General features: G+C 74.0%; 11 protein-coding genes, 1 tRNA gene, 1 pseudogene and 1 riboswitch. Of the genes and pseudogenes, 2 read left to right on the top strand and 11 right to left on the bottom strand.

Annotation, left to right across the window (positions count from 1 at the left end; genetic code table 11):
* Both ACF9IK_RS22900 and ACF9IK_RS22895 read right to left on the bottom strand, forming a co-directional pair.
* Complete coding sequence (locus ACF9IK_RS22900) at window positions 1-1,437, bottom strand: MFS transporter (protein ID WP_395295992.1); 1,437 nt, start codon at window positions 1,435-1,437, stop codon at window positions 1-3.
* A gap of 117 nt (window positions 1,438-1,554) precedes the next feature.
* Window positions 1,555-1,869: a DMT family transporter gene (locus ACF9IK_RS22895; RefSeq protein WP_395295991.1), complete on the bottom strand. Its 315-nt coding sequence runs from the start codon at window positions 1,867-1,869 to the stop codon at window positions 1,555-1,557.
* 44 nt (window positions 1,870-1,913) lie between these two features.
* A riboswitch (guanidine-III (ykkC-III) riboswitch) is annotated at window positions 1,914-1,979 on the bottom strand.
* 279 nt (window positions 1,980-2,258) lie between these two features.
* Between ACF9IK_RS22895 and ACF9IK_RS22890 the strand changes: the two genes are divergently transcribed.
* Window positions 2,259-2,333: transfer RNA gene (locus ACF9IK_RS22890), tRNA-Cys, on the top strand.
* Window positions 2,334-2,463: 130 nt separating this feature from the next.
* Here ACF9IK_RS22890 and ACF9IK_RS22885 read toward each other — a convergent pair.
* From ACF9IK_RS22885 to ACF9IK_RS22860, 6 genes and pseudogenes are all read right to left on the bottom strand, one after another.
* Entirely contained in the window at window positions 2,464-4,791 is a 2,328-nt protein-coding gene (locus ACF9IK_RS22885) for a xanthine dehydrogenase family protein molybdopterin-binding subunit (protein ID WP_395295990.1), read from the bottom strand.
* A gap of 671 nt (window positions 4,792-5,462) precedes the next feature.
* A pseudogene (locus ACF9IK_RS37065) lies at window positions 5,463-6,035 on the bottom strand ((2Fe-2S)-binding protein); the annotation flags it as partial.
* Between the two features lie 71 nt (window positions 6,036-6,106).
* Complete coding sequence (locus ACF9IK_RS22875; protein ID WP_395298657.1) at window positions 6,107-6,973, bottom strand: FAD binding domain-containing protein; 867 nt, start codon at window positions 6,971-6,973, stop codon at window positions 6,107-6,109.
* A 318-nt stretch (window positions 6,974-7,291) separates the two neighbouring features.
* Window positions 7,292-8,965, bottom strand: a complete 1,674-nt coding sequence (locus ACF9IK_RS22870) for a beta-N-acetylhexosaminidase (protein ID WP_395295988.1) — start codon at window positions 8,963-8,965, stop codon at window positions 7,292-7,294.
* Between the two features lie 88 nt (window positions 8,966-9,053).
* Window positions 9,054-9,329 carry a DUF3039 domain-containing protein gene (locus ACF9IK_RS22865; RefSeq protein WP_238862815.1) on the bottom strand — a complete coding sequence of 92 codons (276 nt, stop codon included), beginning with the start codon at window positions 9,327-9,329 and terminating at the stop codon, window positions 9,054-9,056.
* Window positions 9,330-9,437: 108 nt separating this feature from the next.
* Window positions 9,438-10,022 (bottom strand): YqgE/AlgH family protein, encoded by a 585-nt coding sequence (locus tag ACF9IK_RS22860; RefSeq protein ID WP_313763989.1) that lies wholly within the window; start codon window positions 10,020-10,022, stop codon window positions 9,438-9,440.
* A 314-nt stretch (window positions 10,023-10,336) separates the two neighbouring features.
* On the opposite strand from ACF9IK_RS22860, the gene murA reads away from it, so the two are divergent.
* A complete protein-coding gene (gene murA, locus ACF9IK_RS22855; protein ID WP_395295987.1) occupies window positions 10,337-11,677 on the top strand; it encodes a UDP-N-acetylglucosamine 1-carboxyvinyltransferase in 1,341 nt (446 codons plus the stop codon).
* 72 nt (window positions 11,678-11,749) lie between these two features.
* On the opposite strand, the gene ACF9IK_RS22850 is transcribed toward murA, so the two are convergent.
* From ACF9IK_RS22850 to ACF9IK_RS22840, 3 genes are all read right to left on the bottom strand, one after another.
* The gene (locus tag ACF9IK_RS22850) at window positions 11,750-12,031 is read right to left on the bottom strand and encodes an HU family DNA-binding protein (protein ID WP_030059737.1); all 282 of its coding nucleotides are present in this window, start codon (window positions 12,029-12,031) and stop codon (window positions 11,750-11,752) included.
* Between the two features lie 508 nt (window positions 12,032-12,539).
* Window positions 12,540-14,012, bottom strand: coding sequence for an NAD-dependent malic enzyme (locus ACF9IK_RS22845; protein WP_395295986.1), 1,473 nt, complete (start codon window positions 14,010-14,012; stop codon window positions 12,540-12,542).
* A gap of 323 nt (window positions 14,013-14,335) precedes the next feature.
* Window positions 14,336-16,639 carry a HelD family protein gene (locus tag ACF9IK_RS22840; protein WP_395295985.1) on the bottom strand — a complete coding sequence of 768 codons (2,304 nt, stop codon included), beginning with the start codon at window positions 16,637-16,639 and terminating at the stop codon, window positions 14,336-14,338.
* Between the last annotated feature and the right edge of the window lie 126 nt (window positions 16,640-16,765).

Genomic DNA, 16,765 nt, shown 5'->3' with positions numbered 1-16,765 from the left:
TCAGGCCTTCCGCACCCGGCCGGACACCAGGGCGCCCAGCAGCGCCACCCCGGTCATGGTCAGGAAGATCGCCGCGAACGCGCCGGACGAGCCGGCGCCCCCGGTCCCCTCCTGGGCGGCGGCCAGCGAGCCGCCGCCCAGCGCCGCGAAGAGCACCCCGGCGAGGCCGACCAGCAGCACGTTGCCGAGCGCGTCGCTCATCTGCAGTGAGGCCGAGTTGGCCCCGGCGTCCTCCGGCGCGGAGAGCCGCAGCATCAGCACGCTGATGCTCGCCACCGCCAGGCCCATCCCGATCCCGCCGACGCCCCAGGCCACCGCCGCCACCCAGGCCGGCACGGCCGGGACCAGCACCAACGCCGCCCCCGCGATCGCCACCGCGGTCAGTACGAACCCGCCGCGGATCATCGCCTCCCGGTACCGCTCCGCGCCCGGCCGCCCCTGCAGTGTCGAGCCCAGCGCCCAGGAGAGGCCGCCGCTGGTCAGCGTCAGCCCGGCCAGCGTCGGCGACAGACCGCGCTGGGTGACCATCATCAGCGGGATGAAGGCCTCCGCCGCGAAGAACGCCCCCGCCGCCACCCCGCGCAGCAGGATGACCGTCGGCAGGCCGCGCCCGGCCCGCAGCGTCCCGGCGGGCAGCAGTCCCAGCACCGCGGGCACCAGCAGCGCCGCTCCGGCGGCGGCCGGGAGCAGCCCGAGCAGGTCCAGCCGCTGGCCGGCGTACTGCAGCAGGCCCGCGCCCACCGCGGCCATCGCCGCCAGCAGGGTGCGGCGGCCGTCGAAGGCCGCGCCCGTCGCCGCCGGCTGCGCCCGCTCCGAACGCCGCAACGCCGGGCCCATCACCGCGAGCGGCAGCAGGATCAGCACCGGGACGGCGAGGAAGACCCATCGCCAGCCGAGGTGCTGGGTGACGGCACCGGAGACCACCGGGCCGACGATCGAGGGGAGCACCCAGGCCGCGGAGAAGGCCGCGAACACCGATGGGCGCAGCCGCTCCGGATAAGCCCGGCCGACCACCACGTACAGCGCCACGATGACCAGCCCGCCGCCCAGGCCCTGGACCGCGCGCCCGGCGACGAAGACCCACATCCCGGGCGCCGCCCCGGCCACCACCAGGCCGGCGCCGAACACCGCGACGCCGGTGAACAGCGGCTGCAGCGGCCCGCGCCGGTCGCACCACTGGCCGGAGACGACCAGGGCGAACAGCGTGGTGGTGAAGTAGCCGGAGAAGGCGAAGGCGTACAGGCCCAGGCCGTCCAGCCGGCGGGCGGCGACCGGCATCGCGGTGTTGACCGCCGTCGCCTCGAAGGCCAGCAGCAGGACCACGGAGACGATGCCCAGGGTCAGCGCCCGGTACGGGCCGCTGAGCACCCCGCCCGAGTCGGTCTCTTCGCCGGGTGTCGGAACGGAGTCGACCGAGGTGGGGGAGGCTGTGGTCATACGTGACATCGTAAGACCCATCCGATCGGATGACCCCTGACTTTCAGTCCTTGATCGACTCCTCATGCGGCCCCTTGGCGCGGCCTTCGCCCGTGCGGGCCGGGCCCGGCCGCCGGGTCAGTGCAGCACCTTGAGACCCACCACGCCGGAGACGATCAGCAGCAGGCAGCCGATCCGCGCCAGGGTGCCGGGATCGCCCAGCACCGCCATCCCGTAGAGGGCCGTGCCGACGGCGCCGATGCCGACCCAGACCGCATAGCCGGTGCCGATCGGGATCGAGCGCATCGCGTACGCCAGGCCGCCCATGCTCAGGGCCAGTGCGATGCCGAAGACGAGGGTGGGGACGAGCCGGGAGAAGCCCCTGGAGGACTCCAGGGCCACCGCCCAGACGGTCTCCAGGACACCCGAGATGATCAGAACGAGCCACGCCATGGCGATCGGACCTCCGCAGTCGGCAGCGGCCGGGTTGCCGCTGTACTGCGCCGTCTTGTCGTCACCGGGTACGACGCGCTCGTCCGGGGCGGCCGGATAAGGGCCACCTGTCTCCGACCGTAGCACAGCCCGCCACGCAGAATTCACGAGGAGATATTGACGATCCGCCACGGCGTCCGCGAGGATGAATTCACCAAAACGGCGAACGACGACAGGAGTCGGAAATGGACAGGAAGACGGTGGCCCCCGCTGCGCCCCGCACCTGCGCCGCGGCTCCCGCCTGTTGTCGCGCCTGTTGCGCCTGAGGCTGGTGCCGCTGCGCCTGAACGCGCCCGCAGTCCAGCTGTTCGGGCCACCTCCGGCCCGGCTCCGCCCCAGCTCGACCGCACGGCCGTGTGCCCGAGTGGTTCAGGGGACCGCCTGCAAAGCGGTTTACACGGGTTCGAATCCCGTCGTGGCCTCCACGAAAACGAATTGCCGGTCGGCGCGAAATGCGCCGCCCGGCAATTCTTCGTGCAATTGACCAGGAATTCCCGCGCGGGCCGCCCGGGAGCGGGCGGCGGGCCGGGCGCGGTTCCGCCCGGCCCTGCACGCTCAGGCCGTGACGGCGTCCTCGGGCCGGATCGGCAGGCGGCCGACGGGCAGCCCGGTGGCCGCACGGACCGCCGCCGCCACCGCGGCCGGAGCGACCACGGCCGGCACCGCGCTGACCGCCTTGGCACCGAAGGTGGCCACCACGTCCCGCTCCTCCAGCAGGGCCGCGATCCGCACCTCCGGGGTGTCCAGCGAGGTCGGCATCCGGTAGCCGGTGAGCGAGGGGTTGACCAGCCGGCCGCCCTCGGTGCGCAGGTCCTCCAGCAGGGCCAGGCCGATGCCCTGGGCGACGCCCGCCTCGATCCGGTCCTCGATCTGACGCGGGTTGAGCGCCCGGCCGACGTCCTGGGCGACCGTCACGTCCACCACCCGGACCGCGCCGAGTTCGATGTCCACGTCCACCACCGCCCGCATCGCGCAGAAGGCGATCGAGACGAAGGCGTCGCCCTGGCCGTCCTCGTCCAGCGGCTCGGTCGGATGCGGCCGGCACTGCGCGGTCGCCCAGAGCTCCTTGCCCTCCAGCGCCTCGGCGACCGGCATGCCCAGCACCCCGTCGTAGGAGGTGATCTTGCCGTCGGCGATCTGCAGCAGCTCGGCCGACATCCCGAAGTTGGCGGCGATCGGCTGCAGCAGCTGGTGGCGGACCATCAGCGCGGCCCGCTCCACCGCACCGCCGGAGACCCAGGTGTGCCGGCCGCGCGCGGAGGGCCCGGCGATCGACTGGTCGCTGTCGGCCGGGGCGATGTAGACCTCGCTGACGCCCAGCACCGACTGCACGATCTGCCGGGCCAGCGTGGCGAAGCCCTGGCCGGAGTCGACGGCGGCGCAGATCACCGTGGCGTGGTCGCCGCTGACCCGCACCGTCGCGGTCGAGACCTCGTCCTCGCCCTCGGCGCCCAGCATGTGCACCATGCCCACCGCGTAGCCGATGCCGCGCCGCACCGCCGCCGGGTCGCCGGCGCCGCCCGGACCGCCCGGCAGCAGCCACTCGGCGTCCGGGTCGTCCACCGGGAGCGCGGGCAGCGGCTCGGAGGAGACCGCGTCCAGCAGTGCGGCCACCGGTGCGGGGCACGTGACGGCCTGTCCGGTGGGCATCGGGTCGCCGGTGGCCATCGCGTTGCGGCGGCGGATCTCCACCGGGTCGATGCCGACCCGGGCGGCCAGCTGGTCGAGCTGCGACTCGTAGGCGAAGCACGCCTGCAGGGCGCCCTCGCCGCGCATCCGGCCGGCCGGCGGGTTGTTGGTGCGCACGGCCCAGGCGTCCACGAAGACGTTCGGGCAGACGTAGGGGCCGACCGAGAACGCGGTGGCGGCGGCCAGGGCCTCGGCCGAGACGTCCGCGTACGCGCCGCCGTCCAGCAGGATCTGCGCCTCGACCTTGACCAGCCTGCCCTCGGCGTCGGCGTGGTGGCGGTAGCGCAGCAGCGCGGGGTGGCGCGAGGTGTGGGTGTGGAAGGACTCCTCGCGGGTGAGGGTCATCTTCACCGGCCGCCCGGTGCGCAGCGCCAGCAGCGCCAGGGTGACCTGGAAGGAGAGGTCCTCGCGGTCGGACGTGGCCCCGGGCACGCCGGTGACGACCAGCCGGACCCGGTCCGGCTCCAGGCCGAGGCAGCCGGCGGTGCGGTCGCGGTCCCCGTGCGGGTCGGTGGAGGACAGGTGCAGTTCCACGCCGCCGTCCGGGCGCGGCACGGCGAGGCCGGCCTCGGCGCCGAGCGGCGCCGGGTCCTGCCGACCGACCTGGTAGAGGCCCTCGACCACGATCTCGCCGGCCGCCTCGGGATCCCCGGTGCGCAGCGGCAGGTGCCGGAACAGGTTGCCGTCCGGGTGCAGCGGCGCGGCGGTGAAGGCCTGCTCGGGGTCGGTGACGGCCTCCAGCGGCTCGTAGTCGACGGCGATCAGGCCGACGGCGAGGCGGGCGGTGTCCGGGTGGTCGGCGGCGACCGCCGCGACCGGCTCGCCGTGGTGGCGGACCACTCCGGCGGCCAGGACCGGCCGGTCGGCGACGATCGGCCCGGCCGGGGCGCCGTCGGGGCTGCCGTCCGGGCCCTCGGGCAGGTCGGCGGCGGTCACCACGGCGTGCACACCGGGCAGGGCGAGCGCGGCGGAGGTGTCGATGCCCCTGATCCGGGCGTGCGGGTACGGCGAGCGCAGCACCGCACCCCAGAGCAGGCCCTCGGCCCAGAGGTCGGCGGCGTAGGGGTAGATGCCGAGCGCCTTGGGCAGCGCGTCGCTGCGCAGCGGGGAGCTGCCGAGCCCGAACGGCTCCGGTGCGCCGCCCTCGCCGCCGTCCTGCTGGGGTGCTGCGCCGATGTCGGTAGGCGACGTCATGATGCGTGGTCGTCCTCGGGGAGCCGGATGCCGTGGGCGGGGGTGGCGCCGTACGGGACGCCGGCGGGGTTGGCGCCGTAGGGGGCGGCGCCCTCGGCCGGCGCGCCGAGCGGGGGCGCGGGGACGTACGGCGTGCCGTGCGCGGGGGTGCCCTCGTACCCGGTGCCGTCGAACGCGGGGCCGGTGAACGCGGGGCCGTCGAAGGCGGCGCCCTCGGAGCCGGGGACCGGGGTGCCGTGGGCCGGGGTCGGCTCGTAGACCGGGCCGTCGTAGGTCGAGGCGTCGTAGCCGGGCTGCTGCGGGTAGCCCTGGTCCGGGTAGCCGCCCTCGGGCCCGCCGCCGGGCAGGTAGGTGCCGTGGGCCGGGGTGTTGCCCGGACCGGCCGGCGCGTAGCCGGCCTGCTCCGGGTAGCCGGCCTGCTCGGGGTAGCCGGCCTGCTCCGGGAAGCCGGGCTGCGGGTAGTAGCCGGACGGCTCGCCGCCCTGCGCCGGGATGCCGTGCACCTGCGGCAGCACCCCGGTGTCGTAGACGCCGGTGTCGTAGCCGCCCAGGCCGTCGGGGGTGCCGTACTGCATGCCGACGCCGACGCCGGTGCCCGCGGTGGTCGGCGTCTCCTCGGCCGGCGGTTGCGGGACGTGCTCGATCCAGGCGTCCTCGTCGGTGTACACCGGCGGGTCGGCCGGCTGCTCCGGCTCCTGCGCCGCGGCCGGGTCGGCGCCCTCGGCGGCCGCCTCCGCGGCGAGCGCCGCCTCCGCCTCCGCCTCCTCGGCCTCGACCGCGCGCGCGTCGGCGACGTTCTGCACCGCGGCCAGCACGCCCCGGTAGCCGGTGCAGCGGCAGAGGTTGCCGCAGAGCGCCTGCCGGGCCTCGACCTCGGTGGGCCGGTGGTTGCGCTGCAGCAGGTCGTGCACGGCCATCGCCATGCCGGGGGCGCAGTAACCGCACTGCACCGCGCCGGACTCGGCCAGCGCCTGCTGGACGTCGCTGGCGCCGCCTCCGGCCGACAGGCCCTCGACGGTGTTGATCTCGCTGTCCGCGGCCAGCGCGGCCGGGACGAGGCAGCCGGCGACCAGCTGGCCGTCCACCTGCACCGAGCAGGCGCCGCACTCGCCCTGCTCGCAGCCGTCCTTGGCGCCGGCCAGGCCGAGGCGCTCGCGCAGCACGTAGAGCAGGCTCTCGCCGATCCAGGCGTCGGTGACGGGCCGTTCGAAACCGTTGACCCGCAGGGTGTACGAGGCGCAGGGGCGCAGCTCGCGGCTGACCTGCGGCGCGTGGTCGAACGCGCCCGCGTCGAGGGTCTCGATGGGGTCAGTGGTCACTTCAGCGCCCTTCCCAGTGCCCGGCGGGCCAGCACCGATACGGTACGCCGCAGCCGGACGGCGGCCGCGCTCGGCCCCTCGGTCACGGCCTCCCAGGCACCTTCGGCGCCGTAGCCGTCCGGGACGCAGGCGGCGGCCACGTACTCGCCGAACGCGGCCGTCGCGGCGGGGTCGATCTCCCGGCTGCCGTCCCAGTCGATGCAGCCGGCCACCCAGGCCTCGGCCTCCAGCGGGCGCAGCGGCACCGGGGCGACGGCGCCGACGGCGCAGCGCACGGCGCGCCGGGCGGGGTCCAGGACGAGGGCGACCGAGGCGGTGGCGCGGGCCGGGCCGCTGCGGCCGGTGGCCTTGAGGAAGACCTGCGGGGCGTGCAGCAGCGGGACACGCACCCAGGTGAGCAGTTCGCCCGGGCGCAGCGGGTCGAGGCCGGTGAGCAGGTGGCTGACCGGGACCTCGCGGCTGGCACCGGCCCGGGCGAGGGTGACGCTGGCTTCCAGCGCGGCGAGCACCGGGAGGGTGTCGCCGGTCGGGGCGGCGGTGGCGATGTTGCCGCCGAGGGTGCCGACGTTGCGCACCTGCGGGGGGCCGGCGGTGCGGGCGGCGTCGGCGAGGGCGGGGATGAGGGCGGCGAAGTCGGGGCGGTCCATCCTGGCGTGGGTGAGCCCCGCGCCGAGCACGGCGGTGCCGCCGTCCTCGTAGCGCCAGCCGCGCAGTTCGGTGATCCGGCCGAGGCCGATCAGGGCGGCGGGGCGGAGGCGTCCGGCGTTGACGGCCTCCATCAGGTCGGTGGCGCCGGCCACCGGCACCGCGGCCGGGTGAGCGGCCAGCGCGTCCACGGCCTCGTCGAGGGAGGCCGGCAGCATGATCGTCCGGTTCACCTGGGTCCCACCGTGCTCCACTTGCTCATCGATCGCCTGCCGCCCGCGGCCCTCGGCCGGGTGTCCGCGTCGGCAGCCCGGCCTGGCCCGTAGGGTACGGGCGATCGGGCCGGGTTGGGCAACTCTGGCACACAATGCTCGATGATCATTTCGGGGCCGGCGAACGGGACTGCCCGATTGGGACGGATACCGGGCGGTATCTGCTCCGATCCGGACCGGACCGGAGCAGATGTTCATCTGTTCTTGACGTCCGACGGCCGCTCAGAAGTTCCCCCGCCCCCACCGCCGGGGTCGGGCCGGGATTCAGACCGCCGGCGGCGGCCCGTCGATCGGCCGGCCGGCCACGCCGGGCCACCTCTGCCAGGGGTGCGGACCGCCGGCCGGGCGGTACTCCACCCCGAGCGCGTCCAGCACCTCCAGGTGGGACGCCATCCGGCGCTCGAAGCCGGCGAAGTCCCGCGCGGCCGGGTCGGCGGGCAGGGCGGACCAGGCGACCTCGGCGAAGGCGGCGAGCCGGGGGAAGGCCCGGTAGTCGATGTCCCGGGCACTGTCCATGAACTCGCTCCACAGGTTGGCCTGGGTGCCGATCACCCGCCGGGCCGCGGCCTCGTCCAGCTCCGCCGGCACCGGCTCGAAGCGGTAGACGTCCTCCAGGGTGCGCACGAAGCCGACCGGGATCGGCTCGTCCGGGCCGTCGGCCTGCCGGTGGTCGAGGTAGACGTGCTGCTCGGGGCACATCACCACGTCGTGCCCGGCCCGCGCGGCCGCGATCCCGCCGCCGAAGCCCCGCCAGGACGAGACCGCCGCGCGCGAGCACCACCCCGCCCCGGGGCGTTCGGCGGCCGGCACCGCCGCGCCCGCCGGAGGCGCGGCGGCGGTCGGCCAGCCCTCCAGGATCTCGTCCCAGCCGATCAGCCGGCGGCCGCGGTCGGCCAGCCAGCGGTCGAAGTGCCGGATCAGGTGGCTCTGCAGCTCGTCCTCGTTGGCCAGCCCCAGCTCCCGGATCCGCGCCTGGGCGGCCGGGCTCTCCTTCCACTGCTCCTTCGGGCACTCGTCGCCGCCGAGGTGGATGAACTCGGACGGGAAGACCTCCAGGACCTCCTCCAGCACGCCCTCGAAGAAGCGCAGGGTGGCCTCGGAGGGGTTGAGCACGTTGTGGCTGACGCCCCAGTCGGTCCAGACGCCCAGCGCCGCGGTGTCCACCACGTCGGCGTTGCCCAGCTCCGGGTAGGCGGCGACGGCCGCCTGGGTGTGGCCCGGCAGGTCGATCTCCGGGACGACGGTGACCGCCCGCTCGGCGGCGTACGCGACGATCTCGCGCAGGTCGTCCTGGGTGTAGAAGCCGCCGTGCGGCCGGTCGTCGCGACGCCGCCCGGCCCGGTAGCCGACCATCGAGCGCTCCCGCCAGGAGGCCCGCTCGGTGAGCCGCGGGTAGCGCTTGATCTCCACCCGCCAGCCCTGGTCGTCGGTCAGGTGCAGGTGCAGCACGTTGAGCTTGTGAGTGGAGAGCTGGTCGACGAAGCGCAGCACGTCGGCCTTGGGCAGGAAGTGCCGGGCGACGTCCAGCAGCGCGCCGCGCCAGCGGAAGCGCGGAGCGTCCTCGATGTCGGTGCCCGGGAGCACCCAGCCGCCGGCGCGCAGCGGCGCCCGCCGGTAGGCGTCCGGGCCGAGCAGCCGGCGCAGCGTCTGGGCACCCCAGAGCGCGCCGGCCGGGCCACCGGCGGTGATCACGGCACGGCCCGGACGCACCGAGAGCCGGTACGCCTCGCCGGCCAGCGCCTCGTCGTGGACCAGCTCGATGCCCTCGCCGGGCCGCCCGGGGGTGAGCGGCAGGCCGGTCGCGGCGGTCAGTGCGGACCGCAGCCACCGCTCCGCCCCGGCCAGTGCGGGCGGAGCGGTGAGGGTGGTGGCGCGGTCCAGCGGGAAGTCCCGGTCCGGGAGGCGGACGGAGCCCAGGGGGGCGGGAATGAGGTCCATCCCGTCATCCTGCCCCCGGCGCGGTCAACTGGCATAGACCAATTCGCGCACGTGTCGCGATGCGGAACGGTCCCGGCCGGACGGTCCGCTACTTGTCGCCGTCGCCGCCCTGCGGCTTGCCGATGCCGTCGTAGATCTCCTTGCACATCGGGCAGACCGGATACTTCTTCGGGTCCCGCCCGGGAACCCACACCTTGCCGCAGAGCGCCACCACGGGAGATCCGGAGAGCGCGCTCTCCATGATCTTGTCCTTCTGGACGTAGTGCGCGAAGCGCTCGTGGTCGCCGTCCCCGTGGGACACCTGCGGGACGGGCTCGACCAGGGTGCCGGTGCCGAGGCCGCGCTCGGGCTCAAGAGTGCTCATGAGTGCCAAGTCTATGGGCGGTCCGGGAAACCGGGCCAGTGTCGGGCCCGGCGGCCGGTCGCCGCGTCCCGGCCGAACGGGGGAACGGCCCGCCGGCGACGTCCGGGCTCAGTTCAGCGTGGGGTCGTCCGGGTACGTCGCCAGGAGTGCCAGCGGGCCGCGCTGACGGCGCAGCACCGAGCGCCAGAGCCGCTCCGGCTCCGGGCTGGAGATGTCGCCCGGCTCACAGTCGACCAGGTACCAGGCGCCGGAGGAGATCTCCGCCTCCAGCTGCCCCGGAGACCAGCCCGCGTACCCGGCGAAGATCCTCAGCCCGCCGAGCTCGCCGGCCAGCACCTCGGGCGGCGCCTCCAGGTCCACCAGGCCGATCGCGCCGTGCACCCGCCGCCAGCCGAGCGGCTCGACGGTGCCCGGCTCCCCCGGTGCCACCGCCAGGCCGAGCGCCGAGTCCAGCGCCACCGGCCCGCCCTGGAACACCACGGCCGGCCGGCCGACCAGCCCGCCCCAGCCGTCCAGCACGCTGCCCACCTCGACCGGGGTCGGTCTGTTCAGGACGACACCGAGCGCCCCCTCGGCGTCGTGGTCGAGGAGGAGCACCACCGCCCGGGCGAAGTTCGGGTCGGTGAGCACGGGGGTCGCGACGAGCAAACGGCCGGTGTGGGACCGGTCTCCGTGCGAATGGGCCGCCGTCATGCCTCACATGATCCCGCAGAACGGCCGGGGGCGGACACCGCAACACGAAGGCCGTCCGGACCGCCGCCGCCACGCCGCACGAACACCCGTACGGACGCACCGGCGGGCGCGACACCACCCGGCGAGAGCACCATCACGGGAGAGGCTCACGGGAACCACCTGGACGCCCACTACCATCTACTGATGGTGGACGCCCTTATGCGGTGCCGACTCGGTCACGCCGGGGGCCCGAACGCGCCCGTACGACCGGTCCACCGCCCGGCTCCCGTTCCGGAGCCCCACCCACTCCTCTGGCACCCCGGATTGCGAGAACGATGACCGACGACGTCCTGCTGGTCCACGGCGGAAACCCGCTCGAAGGCGAAATCCGCGTCCGTGGTGCGAAGAACCTGGTCCCCAAGGCCATGGTCGCCGCCCTGCTCGGGCAGGGCCCCAGCAGACTGCGCAACGTCCCGGACATCCGCGACGTGAAGGTGGTCCGCGGACTGCTCCAGCTGCACGGTGTCACCGTGCGCACCGGCGACGAGGACGGCGAGCTGATCCTCGACCCGTCCCACGTGGAGAGCGCCAACGTCGCGGACATCGACGCGCACGCCGGCTCCTCACGCATCCCGATCCTGTTCTGCGGCCCGCTGCTGCACCGCCTCGGCCACGCCTTCATCCCGGGCCTGGGCGGCTGCGACATCGGCGGCCGCCCGGTCGACTTCCACTTCGAGGTGCTCCGCCAGTTCGGCGCCACCATCGAGAAGCACCCGCAGGGCACCTACCTGGTCGCCCAGCAGCGGCTGCGCGGCACCCGGATCGAGCTGCCGTACCCGTCGGTCGGCGCCACCGAGCAGGTGCTGCTCACCGCCGTCCTCGCCGAGGGCGTCACCGAGCTGCGCAACGCGGCCATCGAGCCGGAGATCGTCGACCTGATCTGCGTGCTGCAGAAGATGGGCGCGATCATCTCGATGGGCACCGACCGGACCATCCTGATCACCGGCGTCGACGAGCTGGGCGGCTACACCCACCGCGCGCTGCCGGACCGCCTGGAGTCCGCCTCCTGGGCCTGCGCGGCGCTGGCCACCAAGGGCGACATCTACGTCCGCGGCGCCCGCCAGCTGGAGATGATGACCTTCCTCAACACCTTCCGGAAGGTCGGTGGCGCCTTCGAGGTGGACGACGAGGGCATCCGGTTCTGGCACCCGGGCGGCGAGCTCAAGGCGATCGCGCTGGAGACCGACGTCCACCCCGGCTTCCAGACCGACTGGCAGCAGCCGCTGGTGGTCGCGCTGACCCAGGCGACCGGCCTGTCCATCGTGCACGAGACGGTGTACGAGTCGCGGCTCGGCTTCACCGGCGCGCTGAACCAGATGGGCGCACACATCCAGCTCTACCGCGAGTGCCTCGGCGCCACCCCGTGCCGCTTCGGCGCCCGCAACTTCCTGCACTCCGCGGTCGTCTCCGGCCCGTCCAAGCTGATCGGCTCCGAGCTGGTCATCCCGGACCTGCGGGGCGGCTTCTCGTACCTGATCGCGGCGCTGGCGGCCGAGGGCACCTCGACCGTGCACGGCATCGACCTGATCAACCGCGGCTACGAGAACTTCATGGAGAAGCTGCGGGACCTCGGCGCCCACGTCGAGCTGCCCACCGAGCAGCTGATCGACGCCTGACCGGCACCCGACCCACGGCGAGAGGCCGGGCCCCCTTCCGGGGACCCGGCCTCTCGGCGTTCAAGGGGTTGCTCAGGCGCCCTTGGCGGCTTCCTTGAGCTTGGAGCCCGCGCTCACCTTGGCGCTGTAGCCGGCCGCGATCTGGATCGGCTCGCCGGTCTGCGGGTTGCGGGCGGTGCGGGCAGCGCGGTGGGTGCGCTCGAAGGTCAGGAAACCGGGGATGGTGACCTTCTCGTCGCCCTTGGCGACGACCTCGCCGACGATCTCGGCGAAGGCGGCCAGAACGGCGTCGGCGTCCTTGCGGGTCACCTCGGCGCGCTCGGACAGCGCGGCCACCAGCTCACTGCGGTTCATGTGTACTCCTGTGGTCTGTTCGCTTGCGGTGTGCGGGGGCCCATCGGTGCTCCCACCGGGGGGCACCCGGATAGGCCGCAGGTCCGCACACTGTGCTCATGCAGGCAATGCGTGGTCGCAGGCCGGGTCCGTACCCGATGCCGCGCGCCGGAGCCTTCGAAGGCCCGCCCGCCTGCCTGAATACGAATCCTGCCCCGACCGGCCCCGAGAAAGCCAATCGGGCCCCGACCGAGCCACCCGAACATCGCCCGCCCGTTGGAGGTGTGACGCTCCGTCGGCTCCGGCGGACCGGGCGCGGACGGCGGTCGGGACGACTCGCCGGAAGACCAGGGGGACGTTCCGTACTTGTCGGACACGCCTGCCCCGTGCAGGGCTACCGTACGCCCTAGGACTGACAAGCCCAAACACGCCCCTCGCCCTTGTGTCGCAAGGGTTCGGGGCGGGCCTGGGCCGCCATGCGTGCTATTCGGACATTTGGTCGATCCGCGACACGGGCCGCGGGGTCCCGTCAGAGCTTGACGGAGGGGAAGGAGGCGGTGTCGAGCGTGCCGACGATGCCCGGGGTCGGACGGGCCGCCGCGGGGGCCTCCTGAGCACCCGCCAGCGCGGCCTCGCGGACGGCCGACGCCACCGTCTTGGCGACGTCCTTGTGGAAGACGCTGGGGATGATGTAGTTCGCGTTCAGCTCGTCGTCCGCGACGGTGGTGGCCAGTGCCCGGGCGGCGGCGATCATCATCTCGGTGTTGACCGTCCGGCTCTGGGCGTCCAGCAGGCCGCGGAACACGCCCGGGAAGACCAGCACGTTGTTGATCTGGTTCGGGAAGTCGCTGCGGCCGGTGGCGACCACCGCGGCCGTCTGCCGGGCCACCGCCGGGTCGACCTCCGGGTCCGGGTTGGCCAGCGCGAAGACGATCGCGCCCTCCGCCATCGTGGCGATGTCGTCGCCGTCCAGCAGGTTCGGGGCCGAGACGCCGATGAAGACGTCGGCGCCCGCCACGGCCTCCTTGAGGCTGCCGGTGCGGCCCGAGCGGTTGGTGTGGTCGGCGATCCAGCGCAGGTTCTCGTTGAGGTCGTCGCGGCCCTGGTGGACCACGCCGCGCACGTCCGCGACCGTGGCGTGCTCGACGCCGGCCGCCAGCAGCAGCTTGAGGATCGCGGTACCGGCGGCGCCCGCGCCGGACATGACGACCCGGATGTCGCCGATCCCCTTGCCGACCACCTTGAGCGCGTTGGTGAGCGCCGCCAGCACCACGATCGCGGTGCCGTGCTGGTCGTCGTGGAAGACCGGGATGTCCAGCGCCTCGCGCAGCCGCGCCTCGATCTCGAAGCAGCGCGGCGCGGAGATGTCCTCCAGGTTGATGCCGGCGAAGCCCGGGGCGATCGCCTTGACGATGGCCACGATCTCGTCGGTGTCCTGGGTGTCCAGGCAGATCGGCCAGGCGTCGATGCCCGCGAAGCGCTTGAACAGGGCCGCCTTGCCCTCCATCACCGGCAGCGCGGCGGCCGGGCCGATGTTCCCCAGGCCGAGCACCGCGGAGCCGTCGGTGACCACGGCCACGCTGTTGCGCTTGATGGTGAGGCGGCGGGCGTCCTCGGGGTTCTCGGCGATCGCCATGCAGACCCGGGCGACACCCGGGGTGTAGATCATGCTGAGGTCGTCGCGGTTGCGGATCGGCAGCTTCGAGGACATCTCGATCTTGCCGCCGAGGTGCATCAGGAAGGTGCGGTCGGAGACCTTGCCGATCGACACGCCGTCGATGGTGCGGAGCTTCTCGACGATCTCCTCGCCGTGGGCGACGGACGAGGCGGCGACCGTCACGTCGATCCGCAGCGCCTCCAGGCCGGAGGCGGTGACGTCGAGGCCGGTGACCGAACCGCCCGAGGACTCGACCGCCGTGGTGATCGCGCTGACGGCGTTGCCCCGGGCCGGGACCTCAAGCCGCACCGTGATCGAGTTGGAGACACTGGGCACCGTCGCCATCGACGCTTCCTTCTTCCGTCCATCGGCAGGCTCAACATTTTGTTGAAGGCATCGCCTGCGCATGCTAGACCTCGATCGTCGCACCTTCCAAGCGGTAGCCAGAAATAACGTTCATTGAGTGTGCGGATCCGACAACTTCTTGCCTCTCCGGGCCGATGCGTTACATTGGACGGGACACCGGCTCGATCCAAGCCCCCGGGCCCAACCTTCGTCCCTTCGAGGGACCACTTGCCGCGAGGCGAGCATGGCGGGTCGGTGTCATCCAACGTCTGAAGGCCCCTCACCGTCGGTGAGGGGCCTTCGCCGTCCCGGCGGACCGACCGTCAGCCGTGCAGAAGCGCCGGCACTCCGGCCGCGTCCGGCAGGTCGTCCGGGCCGGAGAGCACGGTCAGCCGCTGGGTCGCCCGGGTCAGCGCCACGTAGAGCACCCGCAGGCCGGCCTCCGACTCGCCGGCGATCCCGGTCGGGTCGGCCACCACGGTCGCGTCGTACTCCAGGCCCTTGGCCTCCAGGCTGCCCAGTGCCACCGCGCGCTCGCCCAGGCCCTCGGTCCAGCCGGCCGCCTCGGCCCGGCGGTCCATCGGCACGACGATCGCCACGGTGCCGTCCACCTCCGCCAGCAGTCGCTCCAGCTCGGCCCGGGCCGCCGCGCCGAAGGCCTCCGGCGACGGGTCGGTGACGGCGGCGAACCGCGGCTCCACGCCGACGTGGCGCACCGCGCTCGGCGACGGCGTGCCCGGCGCGGCCAGCGCCAGCACCTTCGCCGCCACCTCGGCGATCTCGGCCGGGTTCCGGTAGTTCACGGTCAGCGTGTAGCGGCGGCGCGGCTTGCCGGAGAGCACCTCGTCCAGCGCGGCCTGCGCCTCCCGGGGGAACGGCCACGAGGACTGCGCCGGATCACCGACGATGGTCCAGGTGGCCATCCGGGCCCGGCGGCCGATCATCCGCCACTGCATCGGCGTGAGGTCCTGCGCCTCGTCGACGATCACGTGGGCGTACTCGGTGCGCTCCACCGGCATACGCTCACGCTGTCTGGAGCTGCGGTCGGCGAAGGTGGTGACCTCCTCCAGGCCGCTCAGCAGGTCCACCGCGTCCACCTCGCGGACCTTCGGCCGGGCCGCCTCGCCGAGCAGCACCTGGAGCTCGTCCACCAGCGCCACGTCGTGCGCCGACAACGCGCCCTCGCCGCGGCCGTCCAGCTGACGCCAGGACGCGGCCAGCACCTTCGCCTCCTCCGGGGTGACGGCGCGGCGGGCGATCCGGTTGGTGTGACGGCTCTGCTTCAGCGTGCCGAGCACCCCGCGCGGGGTCAGGGCGGGCCACCAGGCGTCCAGGAAGTCCAGGAACGACGCCTCGTCCGAGACGTACTCGTCGAACGCCTCCTTCTCCTCCTGGCGCTGCTCGCGGGCGTAGTGGTCGGCGGGCTTGGGCAGGTGGCGGGTGGCCTCCTGCCAGAGCGCGTCCAGCAGGAGCCGGCGGGCCCGCGGGCGCAGCAGGTTCAGCGGGGTCCCGCCGGAGCCGATCACGTGGCCGCGCACGGCCTTCAGCCGGCCCGCGTCCAGCCGCAGCACCTCGCCCCGGGCGACCACCTTGAGCTCCTGCGGGGCGCGCAGCTCCAGCGCGCCCCGGGCGGCCCGGCGGAGCAGCTGCACCATCCGGCCCGAGCCCTTGATCCGGGCCGCCTCCGGGGTGTCGTAGGTGCCCGCCTCGATGCCGTCCACCAGCGAGCCGACCGCACGGATGGCGACCTGGCCCTCCTCGCCGAGCGCGGGCAGCACGCCCTCGGTGTACGAGACCAGCAGCGGGGTCGGGGAGACCACCAGGATGCCCCCGGCGTAGCGGCGCCGGTCCTGGTACAGCAGGAAGGCGGCACGGTGCAGGGCGACGGCGGTCTTGCCGGTGCCGGGGCCGCCGGTGACCAGGGTGGCGCCGGCCGCGGCGGCGCGGATCACCTCGTCCTGCTCCCGCTGGATGGACGAGACGATGTCGCGCATCGAGTGGCTGCGGGCCCGGCCGAGCGAGGCCATCAGCGCACCGTCGCCGACCACCGCCAGCTCCCGGCCGTCGAGGGTGGGGGTGAGGTCGGGGCGGAGCAGGTCGTCCTCGACGCCGACCACCTTGCGGCCCTTGGAGCGGATCACCCGGCGGCGGATGACCCGGCCCGGCTCCACCGGGGTGGAGCGGTAGAACGGCGCGGCCGCGGGTGCCCGCCAGTCGATCACCAGTGGGCCGTACTCCGCGTCCAGCACCCCGAGCCGGCCGATGTGCAGGGTCTCGGCGACGGCCGGGTCGGCCGGGTCGAGCGGGGTGTTGGAGGGGATCCCGTGCTCCTCCGGGGCGTCGGCCTGCTGGAGGTCGATCCGGCCGAACAGGAAGTCCTCGAACTCGTTGTTGAGCCGCTGGAGGTGCGCGCCGGCCCGGTAGACCTGCGCGTCGCGCTCGGCGAGCGCGCCCGGGGTGCCGACGTGCACGCGCTTGGCGGCGTCCTCCAGGATGTACTCGGCCTCGGCGAGCTTCTCCTCCAGGCGGTGGTAGACCGTGTCGAGGTGGCGCTGCTCGCCGGCGATCTCGCGCTCGCGGACGGTCTCGGAGTCGGTGGCGGCGGTGGTGTCCGTATTGCTCTGCATGGCCTCGGTGGTTGAAACGGGAGTCCGGCTCTGGGAAACGAGCGGACGGAAGATCCTACGCCGCCACCCCCCTGGCGCGCCGCACCGGGAGCCGGAAACGCGAAGGCCGCCCTCCGCGGTGCGGTG

Source organism: Kitasatospora hibisci, from assembly GCF_043950205.1.
Lineage (GTDB): Bacteria > Actinomycetota > Actinomycetes > Streptomycetales > Streptomycetaceae > Kitasatospora > Kitasatospora hibisci.
The sequence above is the reverse complement of the archived record's forward strand: the minus strand, read 5'-3'. Positions and strand labels throughout refer to the sequence as shown.

What these genes read in the sequence shown, in the direction of transcription:
- ACF9IK_RS22900 (WP_395295992.1), bottom strand. Translation starts at nt 1,437, where the DNA reads ATGACCACAGCCTCCCCCACCTCGGTCGACTCCGTTCCGACACCCGGC.
- ACF9IK_RS22895 (WP_395295991.1), bottom strand. Translation starts at nt 1,869, where the DNA reads ATGGCGTGGCTCGTTCTGATCATCTCGGGTGTCCTGGAGACCGTCTGG.
- ACF9IK_RS22885 (WP_395295990.1), bottom strand. Translation starts at nt 4,791, where the DNA reads ATGACGTCGCCTACCGACATCGGCGCAGCACCCCAGCAGGACGGCGGC.
- ACF9IK_RS22875 (WP_395298657.1), bottom strand. Translation starts at nt 6,973, where the DNA reads ATGCTGCCGGCCTCCCTCGACGAGGCCGTGGACGCGCTGGCCGCTCAC.
- ACF9IK_RS22870 (WP_395295988.1), bottom strand. Translation starts at nt 8,965, where the DNA reads ATGGACCTCATTCCCGCCCCCCTGGGCTCCGTCCGCCTCCCGGACCGG.
- ACF9IK_RS22865 (WP_238862815.1), bottom strand. Translation starts at nt 9,329, where the DNA reads ATGAGCACTCTTGAGCCCGAGCGCGGCCTCGGCACCGGCACCCTGGTC.
- ACF9IK_RS22860 (WP_313763989.1), bottom strand. Translation starts at nt 10,022, where the DNA reads ATGACGGCGGCCCATTCGCACGGAGACCGGTCCCACACCGGCCGTTTG.
- murA (WP_395295987.1), top strand. Translation starts at nt 10,337, where the DNA reads ATGACCGACGACGTCCTGCTGGTCCACGGCGGAAACCCGCTCGAAGGC.
- ACF9IK_RS22850 (WP_030059737.1), bottom strand. Translation starts at nt 12,031, where the DNA reads ATGAACCGCAGTGAGCTGGTGGCCGCGCTGTCCGAGCGCGCCGAGGTG.
- ACF9IK_RS22845 (WP_395295986.1), bottom strand. Translation starts at nt 14,012, where the DNA reads ATGGCGACGGTGCCCAGTGTCTCCAACTCGATCACGGTGCGGCTTGAG.
- ACF9IK_RS22840 (WP_395295985.1), bottom strand. Translation starts at nt 16,639, where the DNA reads ATGCAGAGCAATACGGACACCACCGCCGCCACCGACTCCGAGACCGTC.